Raw genomic sequence first — 12,401 nt, 5'->3', positions numbered from 1 at the left:
GTCCTCAGTGCTGTCAGGCCGCGACGCGGTCAACGGTGGAGATGAAGTCGATCGGCTGGGGCGATGAGCCGGTCAGTGCGAGATCGGCGGCGATATCGCCCATGGCCGGCGAGAGCTTGAAGCCGTGGCCGGAGAATCCGGCGAGCAGTACGACGTTGTCGTTGCCCCGGCCTGGCAGCGGGCCGACCAGGGGGCGGCTGCTCTCGGTGTAGCCCTCCATGAAGACCGACAGGCGAATCGGGTCTGGGTGCAGGTCGGGGAGGTAGCGCCCGAGGAGGTCGGTGAAGGTCTCCAGCTCCGCGGGCTCCACGGTGCGTTTCAGCTGGTTGGGATCGCCCACCGGCTGATGCAATGCGCGAGACAGGCCGAGCTTGACCGAGACACCGTCCGGCGATGGGAGGCCGTAACAGTGCGTGGGTGCTGTGCGAATGAACGCGGGCCGCTCCTCGCCGTGCCACGCGTTGGTAGTGGGTACGTACCAGGCGTTGATCAGCCGGCGGATCTCCACCTCCCACGGCAGGTCTGGCAGCAAGTCGTTGACCCACGGGCCAACCGTGACCACAGCCGCGTCGAAGCGCTCGCTGCCGTGGTCGGTGTGGATCGCGACGCCGTCTCCGGACGGGACGATCTCGCGGACCGGTGTGTAGCGCTCGATCCGCGCGCCGAGTTGTTCGGCCCGCAGCGCCGCCGACTGGATGGTCAGCTCGGGCCGGATGAACCCGGCGTGCCGGTCGAGCACCGCCGCGTCGCCGTCCTCGATGCGGAACTGCGGGAAACGCTTCGCGAGCTGTTCAGCATCGAGGATCTCGTGATCGAGTCCGTGCTCGGCGATCGAGTCCAGGACGGTCCGCATCTGCTGGTGCTTCGTCGGCCCCATCAGCAGACAGCCGGTCAACCGGCGCAGCTCGCGACCGGTCTCTTCCTGGAGCCTGTCCCACAAGGCATCGGCGTGCCGCAGCAGCGGAACGTAGCGCGAGTCCTCGAAGTGCGCACTGCGGAAGATCCTGCTCTCACCGCCGGCGGCACTGCGGTCGTGGCCCGGGGCGAAACGGTCATACCCAACGACCTCGGCTCCACGGGCCGCCAGCCGCCAGGCGGCCTGGCTGCCCATCGTTCCGACGCCGACGACGGCGACGCGCTTCTTCGCAGACACGGTTTTCCTCTCGTCGCGCTGGACGGATGACGGCGTCCGGCGGGGGGATGTCTCTCGGGATGGGCCGTTGATGACGGCTTGTCGGACTCGCACCGCCGGGGATGTTCGCGGTGGGTCTTGCGCGATCCATGCCACATTGTGGTACGGTGTGCTGGAATCTGGCACAACCTTCGCAGGGGCTCGACAGCGAGTCAAGAGGTGCCCGCGAAGAAAACATCTGACGTAACAGGGGAAACCTGATGGAAATGAAGAGCGTGACCCGATCGCTGCGGATCCTCGAGGCGGTCGCTCAGCACCAACCGGTGACCGTCGGCGAACTGACCAAGCTCTTCGGGCTGCCCAAATCCACCGTGCAGCGCACCCTGATCACCCTCAACGAAGCCGGCTGGCTGCGGGCCAACCGCAAAGACACCACCCGCTGGGAGATAGGCGTCCGCGTCCTCGCCGTACGGCCGGCCGCGCTCCAGGGATCGAGCCTGTTCGCGGCCGCGCGAGAGCCGATGATCCGGCTCCGGGACAAGGTCAACGAGACCATCCACCTGTCGGTGCCTGATGCCCTTCAATGCATGGTCGTGGTCGACCGGGTCGACTGCGACCACGCCGTACGGACGTATCACGAGATCGGCGACACCTCGCCGCTGCACGCCACCGCAACGGGACGGGCCGTCCTCGCCAACCTGCCCGCAGCCGATGTCGACGAGCTCATCGACCGAGGCCTGGACAGCTACAGCGAGTCGACGCTGACAGATCCGTCCGAACTACGCACCGAGCTCAAGCGGGTGCGGGCCAACGGATACTCCGTGAACCGCAACCAGTACCGCCCGGACGTGTGCGCCATTGCCGCCCCCATCCTGGACACCGACGGCACTCCCCTGGCCGCGGTGGCCATCTCGATGCCCGACTCCCGCTACGACCCGGCCAAGGAGCGCGAACTCGGCCGACTCGTCACCGACACGGCCGCCGACGTCACCGCCCGCCGACTCGGTGCGTAGACAGCTGCTGCCGCCACCACGCCGTGGCCGGGGTCTACCAGCAGGTGTAGTCCGTGGAGGGGATTCAACGGCAACCAGCAATCATCATCAGCGGTTACGGGAATGGCCGGCCTCGTCCGGGTCTAGGACGACGCGTGTGGTCAACGTGCGTGTTCCTCCTCGGACACACTCTCCACACGCCGGGCAGGCGTAATGACGACTTTCAGCCATCCGCGTTCGATGGTCATAGTCGAAGCTCAGACGCAACGCCTGGGTGCGGCGCCGAGTTCCCTCCGTAACAGGTACTGCAGACCCTCCCAGCGTGACGACGCCCGCGCGTGGCGTGGATCGTGTGAGCATCAAGGACGACGTGTGGGAGTTCCTGACCAGTCGGCGCGCGCAGGTCTTCACCAGCACCGGTCGCGTCCTCAGTGCCCGGGTCTACCCGACTACCCCGCCTCCCTGGAGAATCGACGCACCGCCAACGGCGCGGTCGGGTAGCGGCTGAGCCGAACCCGCCCCACTCCCGGAGACCAGCATGATCCGCCACATCGGGCGGTCACGGGCCATCGGCGTCTCGGTGGCGTCGGCGACAAGGCCCCACAGATCGGGCAGGCCGTCCGACGTACGGCGTATGACGTGCGACGACCAGTCGATGTCGTCGACCTCCACCCAACGGGGACGTCGCCAGTACGACGATCGCGCAAGTCGCTGGCGGAACCGCGGCAGCCTCACGAGTTCGTTCCGTACCACCTCACGCACCTGATCCACCGACAGCTGTTCGTCGCCCGTCGGCTCGAACACCACCAGACCGCCGACATGCTGCGGCGCTCCCGCGGTCTCGACATGCAGGAAGAACGCGTCCGCCGACTGTACGACGTTCCTCATTGATCCTCCCGCACACCGGCCGCGAGCGTCCGACTCCATCAACCTGCTGCCGAAGATCGGCATCGTCCTCTACCAGTGACCTCCGGCGGCCAGACAACGAGCCGGCTGAGCCGGACGCGATCGGCGTCGGCTCAGGTCAGTGGCTCGACTCGGTAGTCGCCGCCATCCTCGATCAGCAACACGCCTTCCCCTTTGCCCAGCGACGGGATCACCTGGCAGGCGAGTCCGAGTACGGCGGCCTCGTTGGTCGGGCTGTGCCCCACGACGAGTGCCCGTCCGCCCTCCGGCAGTCCATCCACTACCTGTCGCAACACCCACCCCAGGAGCCATGACTCCCGCTCGACGAGATCCGGGTCGATCGCCCGCATGGCCTCGACATCCGCACCCTTCCCGCTGCCTTGGCCGCCGCCCGCCACCGATCCTCCACCGAGGATCGCAACCCGGGCGCCTCCGTGATCGGTATCTCGTCCTGATCGGCCGAGCTGCGCAGGATCTCCAGCATCTGGGTGCAGCGTGCCGCACCGGTGGACACGAACGCCGCGTACGGCGGATGCAGCCGACCGCTGATCGCCTCAGCATCCGCTACTCCGCGGGGTGTGAGGCGATCGCCGTCGTTGTCGGTGTGCCGACGCAGCTCGACGTACCGCACATGGCCAGTGTGCGCCACAGGTTGTCTGAGCGCGGCCCGATGGATGATCGCCGGCCGATCGCATCCCCGCTTCTCGCGCACCGCTCAGCAACAGAGGGGCCACGCCGCCACCGGACGTGATTTTGCGTCAGCGAAGAGTGATCATGGACGTATCTAGGGATGTGAGGGTTGTGGCAGCGGATCTGCGCCCCGGAATCAGGGCCGGCCTCGGGCTCGGCGGGCTCGCGCTCGTCGTTGTCGGGGTACTCCTCGCCTTCCGCGGCGCCAGCGATCTCACCGCGCTCGGAGCATTGCTCGTGGGCGCGGTCGTGGCTGTTACAGCCGTGAGCGGGCGGCTGCCCAAGGAGGTCGGGCTGCAACGCGTCACCTTCGGCGCCGACGATCGCAGCGCTCAGGCCTACCGGGAGGCCCTGTACGACGCAGTCCGGCAAGCACTTCCCGAGATCGACCCGCCTACCCGGGACAAGGACTGGCATCCCCGACGGCCGACGTACTGGGTGGACGAACTCCAGCTCCGGGTTGTCATTCGATGGGCGCGCGATCGGTCGGTCCACCTCGATGTCTCGACGGTCGAGTCAGACCTTTCCGGGACGCGCGACGCCGTCGCGGTACTGCTCATCACGAACGTCGACGAGATCGACGACCTCATCGCCGCAGCCCGGTCGAGGGCGGGTGAACGGGCCGCCGTCGTCCGTTGGCGGTCGACCGAGGACAACCCCACCCTCCGGTACACCGCCCGCGGCCTCGGCGCATCGGACGGCCAATCATCCTGACCGGCCGCTGCCGCTGCCGCTGCCGCTGCGCCGCCTGTTCTGTTTGGTCGGTGAGAAGGCCGTCGTCGTGTTCTCGAAGGACCGCGGAGCGGCCGGTTGCCTCGAGCAATGGCGGCGGGCTCACAACAGGCCGACGAGCTCGCTGGTGTTGGGAGGACGTGTAGGACTCCCCCAACCCAACTCAGTAGGCCCGGTTGGCCGCGTTACCATCGACGGGTGAGCATCCGCCTCCTTACCGGGCCGCGCTGACAGATTCCAGTCAGTGCGGCGAGCCCTCGTGAACTACGAGGGCTCTTTTCGTATCCGGACCCGACCAAGGAGCGACGACGATGAGCGACGTAGTCGACGGGACCACGCAGACACCGACGGCTGGTATCCCTTTGCATCGCTACACCGCGGCGCTGGCGAGGCGGATCGAGACGGCCTGGCAGGAGCGGTGGGAGCGGGAGGGCACCTTCCATGCCGCCAACCCGACCGGGCCGCTGTCCGACGGGTTCGACGAGGTCGCCGGCCGGCCGCGCCGCTACGTGCTGGACATGTTCCCGTACCCGAGCGGCGATGGGCTGCACGTCGGCCACCCGCTGGGCTACATCGGTACAGACGTCTATGCCCGTTACCTGCGGATGTCCGGGGCCAATGTGCTGCACACGATGGGCTTCGACGCGTTCGGCCTGCCCGCCGAGCAGTACGCGGTGGAGACCGGGCAACACCCCCGAGACACCACCGAGGCCAACATCCGGACCTACCGGCGGCAACTGCGCCGGCTGGGCCTGGGCCACGACCCGCGCCGCAGCGTCGCCACCACGGACGTCGATTTCTACCACTGGACCCAATGGATCTTCCTGCAGATCTTCGACGCGTGGTACGACCCGGGCGCGCGAAAGGCCCGCCCGGTCGCCGATCTCCGGACCGACTTGGACGCCCGGGTCCGGGAGCCGGCCGAGGGCACCAACCCGTTCGGCCGGCCGTGGCCCGAGCTGTCCGCAGTCGAGCGCCGGCACGTGGTGGACGCACACCGGCTGGCGTACCGGTCGGATGCGGTCGTCAACTGGTGCCCCGGCCTGGGCACCGTGCTGGCCAACGAGGAGGTCACCCCCGACGGCCGTAGCGAGCGCGGAAACTTCCCGGTCTACCGGCGGCCGCTGACTCAGTGGATGCTGCGGATCACCGCGTTCGCGGACCGGCTGATCGACGACCTGGACTCCGTCGACTGGCCGGAGTCGGTGGCCCAGATGCAGCGCAACTGGATCGGCCGATCCAGCGGCGCGCGGGTCAGCTTCGGCTCGCCCGGTGGCGACGTCGAGGTCTTCACCACCCGGCCGGACACATTGTTCGGCGCCACCTACTTGGTTCTCGCCCCGGAGCACCCGCTGGTGGACGAGGTCACGGCCGACCGGTGGCCGGACGACGTACGTCCGGAGTGGACCGGTGGCGCCCCGACGCCGGCCGAGGCCGTAGCGGAGTACCGCGAGGCAGCCTCGCAGCGCTCAGACCTGGAGCGGCAGACCGAGGGCCGGGACAAAACCGGCGTCTTCACCGGGTCATCCGTGCTGAACCCAGTCAACGGGGAGCAGGTGCCGATCTTCGTCGCCGACTACGTACTGATGGGGTATGGCAGCGGCGCGATCATGGCGGTGCCCGCGCACGACCAGCGCGACCTGGAGTTCGCACAGAAGTTCCACCTGCCGGTCGTCAAGGTGGTCGAGCCGCCGGCCGAGTGGAACGAGCGGCACCGGATCGGCCCGCACACCCCGCCGGCCGAGTGGCCGGAGGCGTACGCCGGTGACGGCGTCCTAGTCGCCTCTGCGAATGCCGAGGTCTCGCTGAACGGGCTTGGCAAGGAGGAGGCGAAGGCCCGGATCATAGCCTGGCTGCAGGTGCAGGGCCGGGGCGAGGTGGCGATCACGTACAAGCTGCGGGACTGGCTGTTCAGCCGACAGCGGTACTGGGGCGAGCCGTTCCCGATCGTTTACGACGAGCACGGGCTGCCGGTACCGCTGCCCGAGTCGATGCTGCCGGTCGAGTTGCCTGAGATGACGGACTTCTCACCGCGTACGTACGACGGCCCGGACGCGGCCGACTCAGAACCGGAGCCGCCGCTGTCCCGGCTGGCGGACTGGGTCGAGGTCGAGCTGGACCTGGGCGACGGGCTGAAGAAGTACCACCGCGAGACCAACACGATGCCGCAGTGGGCCGGTTCCTGCTGGTACGAGATCCGCTACCTGGACCCGGCCAACCACGACCGCTTCGTCGACCCGGAGGTCGAGCGGTACTGGATGGGGCCGAACGCCGACAATCCGACCGGCGGCGCCGACCTGTACGTCGGCGGCGTCGAGCACGCCGTACTGCACCTGCTGTACGCACGCTTCTGGCAGAAGGTCCTGTACGACCTGGGGCACGTGTCGGCGTCCGAGCCGTTCGCCCGGCTGTTCAACCAGGGCTACATCCAGGCCGCCGCGTACACCGACGAGCGCGGCTTCTACGTGCCGGCGGCGCAGGTCACCGAGGTCGACGGCAGCTTCACCTACGAGGGCCGGCCGGTCACCCGCGAGTTCGGCAAGATGGGCAAGAGCCTGAAGAACTCCGTCGCCCCGGATGAGATGTACGCCGAGTACGGCGCGGACACGCTGCGACTGTACGAGATGTTCACCGGGCCGCTGGAGCAGTCCCGGCCATGGGACAACAAGGCGGTCATCGGGGTCCACCGGCTACTGCAGCGGGTCTGGCGCAACGTCGTCGACGAGGCGACCGGTTCGCCACGGGTGTCTGCGGACGCTGTCGACGAGGAGACCCGACGGCAGCTGCACCGGACCATCGCGGCCGTACGCGAGGGCATGGAGACACTGCGCTTCAACACCGCGATCGCCCGCATCACCGAGCTGAACAACCACCTGACCGCGCGATGGGGCGCGACCGGAGGAGCACCACGGGAGGTCGTCGAGCCACTGCTGCTGATGCTGGCGCCCCTGGCGCCACACGTCGCCGAGGAGCTCTGGTCGCGGCTGGGGCATGCAGAGTCGCTGGCGTGGGAGACCTTCCCGGTCGCCGACCCGACGCTGCTCGCGACCGAGACAGTCGAGATCGCGGTGCAGGTGAACGGCAAAGTGCGGGCGACGACCTTGGTGCCCGCCGATGCCGACAAAGCGAGCACCGAGGCGCTGGTCCTGGCCGACGCTCTCGTGGTCCGCGTGCTCGCCGGCGTCCAGGTTCAGCGGGTCATCGTGGTGCCCGGGCGGCTGGTCAACATCGTCACCGGATAACCACGGTCGGCCCGAGATGGCTGGTGTGGAAAGCCGAGTCCGGACCGGGCTCGACAAACCGGCTGATCGAGGATGTGCTCGTGCCCGGGCAGGATCCGCGCGTAGTCTCGGGGGATGTGATTCGTGCTCAGGGGGAGGAAAATGAGCCAGCCAGCGACCCACTCCGAACATCCCGACCACATCGATGCCGCCGTACTGAAGATCGCCGGTGTCGTCGTGTTGGGCGCGATCATGTCGATCCTCGACATCACCGTGGTCAACGTCGCCTTGCCGACCTTCCAGGACGAGTTCGGCACGCCCGACAACCCGGTCACCTACTCCCACGTCGCCTGGACGGTCACCGCGTACACGCTCGCGCTCGCGACCGTGATTCCGCTGACCGGATGGGCGGCTGACCGGTTCGGCACCAAGCGGCTCTACATGACCGCGATCTTCCTCTTCACCGCCGGGTCCGCCCTGTGTGCCACCGCGTCGACCATCAACATGCTCATCGGCTTCCGCGTCCTGCAGGGACTGGGCGGCGGCATGCTGATGCCGCTCGGCATGACCATCATGACCCGCGCCGCGGGGCCACACCGGATGGGACGGCTGATGGCCATCCTCGGGGTGCCCATGCTGCTCGGCCCGATCCTCGGACCGATCCTGGGCGGCTGGCTGATCCAGGTGGCGAGCTGGCACTGGATCTTCCTCATCAACGTACCGCTCGGCGTCATCGCCCTCGTCTACGCCTGGTTCGCGCTGGCCAAGGACAGCCCAGAGCGGTCGGAGTCGCTCGACGTCGTCGGAGTGGCGCTGATGTCCCCCGGTCTCGCCTTGTTCCTCTTCGGCGTATCCTCCCTGCCCGCCGAGAACGGCGACTTCACCGCCCCACGGGTATGGGTCTCGATGCTGGCCGGGGTGCTGCTGATGGCGGCGTTCGTCTGGCACTCGTTCCGGCCGGAGCACCCCTTGCTCGACCTCCGGCTGTTCCGCAACCGCAACCTCACCGTCTCGATCGTCACGATGTTCCTGTTCGCCGCGGCGTTCTTCGGCGGGCTGCTCCTGGTGCCCACCTACTTCCAGCAGATCCGCGGCGAGTCCACGCTGCAGGCAGGTCTCCTGGTGGCGCCGCAGGGACTCGGCGCCATGGTGACCATGCCGATCGCCGGGAGACTCGTGGACAAGGTGCCGGTGGGCCGGATCGTGCCCGTCGGGCTCATCCTGATCGTCGTTGGCATGTTCGGCCTGACCCAGCTCACGGCGACGACGCCGTACCCCCTGATCATCGGCATGCTGGTCGTGATGGGCTTCGGGATGGGCGCCACGATGATGCCGTTGTTCACCTCGGCGCTGAAGACGCTCTCCCGCCCTCAGGTCGCGCGCGGCTCCACCCTGCTGAACATCACCCAGCAGATCGCCTCATCCTGCGGCGTCGCGACGATGTCAGTCATCCTCACCAATCAGCTCAACAACTCGCCGATCATCCCCGGCACGCAAAACGTCCCCGGGCTGGGCGAAGGCCTCCGCGAGACCCAGGCGGCCATCCTGTCCAACACTCAGCCGGAGAACCTCGCCCCGCTCCATATCGACCCCGCCGCGATCGCGCGCGGGCTGGTCGACGCCGCCGCGGCGTTCGCACACACCTTCTGGGTCGCCTGGGTGCTTGTAGCCCTCACCTTGGTGCCGGCCCTCATGCTCCCCCGCAAACGCGAGAAGGCACGCCTCGTCGACGAGGGCGCGCCACCCGCGGTGATCGACTGACCGCGGCGCCGGATCGAACCCCGCAGCGGTGACGCAGCCAGTCCCCGATCGAGAGCCCGGGCCAGGTCTCCCAGCCGAGCGAGCGTTCCACCGGTAGTACGTCGTGTTCTCCAATCGCTGGGTCTGAAACTATCGGGCTGGGCCAGGCCACCCTCATCGGGCGGAGGATTCCCCATAGGTAGCCGCCATTTCGTGCCACGGGTGATGCCACGCAGCTCGATCCCACGGTGCATTCAAGTTCATGCGCTGCTGAGGCATCTGCCGCGCGGAAGCTGGGCCTCGCCCGGGTCTACCAGTGCGGCGTCGAGGGTCTCGGCGAGCCGCTCCGCCGCGGCGGCGGTGACCGCCCGCCCCAAGCTGGCAGCGTCGGACTTCGCCAGGTTGACGAGGCGCTGAACCATCCGCATGCCGACGTGGTGTGAGCCGCTTCAGCCAGGCACGATCGGCCGGTCAGGTGGCGCCTTGTAGGTCGTCGCCGAACTCGGCCAGTTCCGCGATCTGATCCAGTGCGATCCGCACCAGCCCGATTCGCACCAGCCCGATTCGCCAACCACACTGCGATCGTCGGTTAGCGCAGACAGGTGCAGGCGGGCGACCTGCTGTGTGTTGCTGGTTCGCACTCTTGCCTGCTCGCGGCCGGGCTCTTCAGTTGGTAGAGCGAGATTGGCTCGTCCGCCCCGGTCGGGGTCAGATGGCCACAGTGCCACTACCGACGGTCGCCCGCGTGGCGACCGTCGGGTGTGGTGGCTACGGCTTGAAAGCGCGCTCAGGATTCGTCGGTGAAGGTTCCGCCGAAGATATCGGAGTTGCCGAAGGTCGCCGGGCAGTCATTGTTCGGGCCTGGGCGCAGCTCCGTGGAGTGCGTGGCCGGCAGTTCGGCTGCCGCGTCTTGGTCCTCCTTCTGGTCTCCCACAATGGGTTCAGTGGTGCCGGCCAGGACGTCCTCGACGAACGCCTGACGGTAGGTGTTGATGGCGGGACAGACGGCTCCGTTGCGCATGTCGTTCCAGACCGCGGAGCCGTAGTCCCGTGTGGCGACGGCGTAGTTGTAGTCGCCGAGGAACTCCGAGGTCAGGCTGTTGGCGCTGGACGCGCGCCCGTCGCCTACTGCGCCACGCAACACTGTCGTAAACGCGCCGACGGTGTGCGCGGTCCCGGTGATGTCGGCGTGCCGGACCACGCCCAGCACCCGGCGCGCCGAGGTCGTGTCGTTGCGCCACGGATCGAGCCAGGCGTTGTAGACCAGCCACGCGTCAGTGCCGTCAGGCGAGATCGCCACCGCCGGGAAGTTCGCTCGGTCACTGCCCTCGCTGACTACCACCTTGGCCGAGTAGGTGCCGCCGCCGTTGGTCGAGCTCACCAGGAACGCCTTCTCGAGGTTGGTTCCCTGACTGTCGTCGGACCAGGTGAGCAGGATCTGGTCGGTGGCGTCCGCACCGGTCGGCGCACCGTTGGCGATGTCGAACGACGGGAAGGTGTTGGTCCGGGCGCCCGCGATGCCGTCGATGGTGAATCGGCCCTGCGCGGGGTCGAACTGCCCGATTCCGCCCAGCCCCGAGACCACAGCCCTGGGGCGCTCGAAATTCTGGCCACCGTTGAAGGACCGGGTCTGGAAGAACACACCCTGGCGCGTTCGGATGTCGGTACCGACCCACACCACGTAGACCACACCTTGGCTGTCGGTCCGAATCGCACAGCCCTGCCGGCCGCCCGTCTGGTTGTTGTTCGTCGCCGCGGACAGCTGGCGCGTGGTCCACGTGTCACCCCCGTCGGTGGAACGAGCGAACAGCACCGGTTCGGCTCCGGCGGCCCCGCGGAACCCGACGTTACAGACGTAGGCGTTCCCGAAGTGAGGGCTGCTCTCGGCGTTGTCGGCCCAGATCTGTTCCTTGTCACTGAACAGGGCCTGGTTCTGCCTGGTCACGACCACCGGGTCCATCCAGGCGTCGTTGTCACCGGCGATGGCGCCCGCCAGGTCATCGGTGCGGGACACCGCGATGGCGGCATCGCCGGGAAAACCGGGATTGCCCGGGAAGTTCGTGGCGATGTTCGCGTAGTACAGCCGCTGCCCGTTGGACCAGGAGAAGTTCCCGGCGGCGTCGGGAACCGGACCGAAGACCAGTTCGGGGTCGCCGTTGGAAACCATGCCGTTGACGTCGTAGTTGGGCAGCGTGCCGATCGGGCCGTTGGGATCAGGCACGCAGCCGGTGTCGCCGGCCGGGGGTTGGCCAGGCGCGACGTCGGGAGCGCCGAGGCAGGACGGTGCGACGCGCGCCGAGAAGCCGGTGTACGTCGGTTGCGTCCACGTGCGGCCGGAGTCGGTCGAGAATTGGATGCCGGACAGGCCCACGCCCGGAGTGAAGGGGCAGGTGCGGTCATCGCCGGCGTTACACGCCTCCATGTCGACGTTGTCATTGGCCCCCGCCGCGAGAATCGCGGGGTTGACCGGGTTCACGGCCAGACCCGGCTCGTTCTGCTTGTTCTGGGAGAACAGCAAGTCATTGCTGCCCACGGTGACTTCCGTCGACCCGCCAGGTGTGATCGGCGCGGCCTGGGCCGGCGTTGGGAGAAGTAGTGCTGCGAATGCCACGGCGACCGTCGCGGCGACGTTGATCCTGCGCATGACGCTCCTCCAGCTAGATGGATCGTTCAGCGCGGCGCGCCCGGCTGCCCCGAGCACCGGCCAGGTGGTCGCAACCTCACAGTTTTGTACGCTCGAGCAGCCCCGGCAAGGGGAGCCGCGGCCAGCGGCCGGGCCGATCCGAGAGTTATGGCGGCAGAAGCTGGACGGTCAGGGGGAGTTACTCATCCTTATCAACGGATGATCACGTGCATGGTCGCTCCTCAGGTGGTCTGCGGGCTCCGAGGCCTGTCGCACGGTTGAGGTGCTCGCCGCAGCCGAGCGGTGGCTACTCACGCTCGTGGCGCTGCAGCCAAGCGTCACGTGGGCCCACGTGGTCTGGCTGC

9 protein-coding genes are annotated in these 12,401 nt (G+C 68.0%); 4 read left to right on the top strand and 5 right to left on the bottom strand.

Features of this window, described 5'->3' with window-relative positions:
* Positions 1 to 13 precede the first annotated feature (13 nt).
* Positions 14 to 1,153 (bottom strand): N-methyl-L-tryptophan oxidase, encoded by a 1,140-nt coding sequence (gene solA / locus ACWCOV_RS33650; RefSeq protein ID WP_449833389.1) that lies wholly within the window; start codon positions 1,151 to 1,153, stop codon positions 14 to 16.
* A gap of 245 nt (positions 1,154 to 1,398) precedes the next feature.
* Here solA and ACWCOV_RS33645 point away from each other — a divergent pair, with 245 nt between their 5' ends.
* The gene (locus tag ACWCOV_RS33645; protein ID WP_449833388.1) at positions 1,399 to 2,145 is read left to right on the top strand and encodes an IclR family transcriptional regulator; all 747 of its coding nucleotides are present in this window, start codon (positions 1,399 to 1,401) and stop codon (positions 2,143 to 2,145) included.
* A gap of 420 nt (positions 2,146 to 2,565) precedes the next feature.
* Here the strand turns inward: ACWCOV_RS33645 and ACWCOV_RS33640 are convergent, their stop codons facing one another.
* Together ACWCOV_RS33640 and ACWCOV_RS33635 are read right to left on the bottom strand one after the other, a co-directional pair.
* Positions 2,566 to 3,012, bottom strand: coding sequence for a wax ester/triacylglycerol synthase domain-containing protein (locus tag ACWCOV_RS33640; protein WP_449833387.1), 447 nt, complete (start codon positions 3,010 to 3,012; stop codon positions 2,566 to 2,568).
* Between the two features lie 131 nt (positions 3,013 to 3,143).
* A complete protein-coding gene (locus ACWCOV_RS33635; RefSeq protein ID WP_449833386.1) occupies positions 3,144 to 3,428 on the bottom strand; it encodes a hypothetical protein in 285 nt (94 codons plus the stop codon).
* A 370-nt stretch (positions 3,429 to 3,798) separates the two neighbouring features.
* Here ACWCOV_RS33635 and ACWCOV_RS33630 point away from each other — a divergent pair, with 370 nt between their 5' ends.
* The 3 genes from ACWCOV_RS33630 (at position 3,799) to ACWCOV_RS33620 (ending at position 9,434) form a co-directional block, all read left to right on the top strand.
* On the top strand, positions 3,799 to 4,434 hold the full coding sequence (locus ACWCOV_RS33630) for a hypothetical protein (RefSeq protein ID WP_449833385.1): 636 nt from the start codon (positions 3,799 to 3,801) through the stop codon (positions 4,432 to 4,434).
* 329 nt (positions 4,435 to 4,763) lie between these two features.
* Positions 4,764 to 7,694: a leucine--tRNA ligase gene (gene leuS, locus ACWCOV_RS33625; protein ID WP_449833384.1), complete on the top strand. Its 2,931-nt coding sequence runs from the start codon at positions 4,764 to 4,766 to the stop codon at positions 7,692 to 7,694.
* A gap of 141 nt (positions 7,695 to 7,835) precedes the next feature.
* Positions 7,836 to 9,434, top strand: a complete 1,599-nt coding sequence (locus tag ACWCOV_RS33620; protein ID WP_449833383.1) for a DHA2 family efflux MFS transporter permease subunit — start codon at positions 7,836 to 7,838, stop codon at positions 9,432 to 9,434.
* Between the two features lie 239 nt (positions 9,435 to 9,673).
* On the opposite strand, the gene ACWCOV_RS33615 is transcribed toward ACWCOV_RS33620, so the two are convergent.
* Together ACWCOV_RS33615 and ACWCOV_RS33610 are read right to left on the bottom strand one after the other, a co-directional pair.
* Positions 9,674 to 9,841, bottom strand: a complete 168-nt coding sequence (locus ACWCOV_RS33615) for a hypothetical protein (protein WP_449833382.1) — start codon at positions 9,839 to 9,841, stop codon at positions 9,674 to 9,676.
* A 359-nt stretch (positions 9,842 to 10,200) separates the two neighbouring features.
* Positions 10,201 to 12,057 (bottom strand): hypothetical protein, encoded by a 1,857-nt coding sequence (locus ACWCOV_RS33610; RefSeq protein ID WP_449833381.1) that lies wholly within the window; start codon positions 12,055 to 12,057, stop codon positions 10,201 to 10,203.
* Positions 12,058 to 12,401: the final 344 nt, after the last annotated feature.

This window comes from Kribbella sp. NPDC002412 (assembly GCF_053592935.1).
The sequence above is the reverse complement of the archived record's forward strand: the minus strand, read 5'-3'. Positions and strand labels throughout refer to the sequence as shown.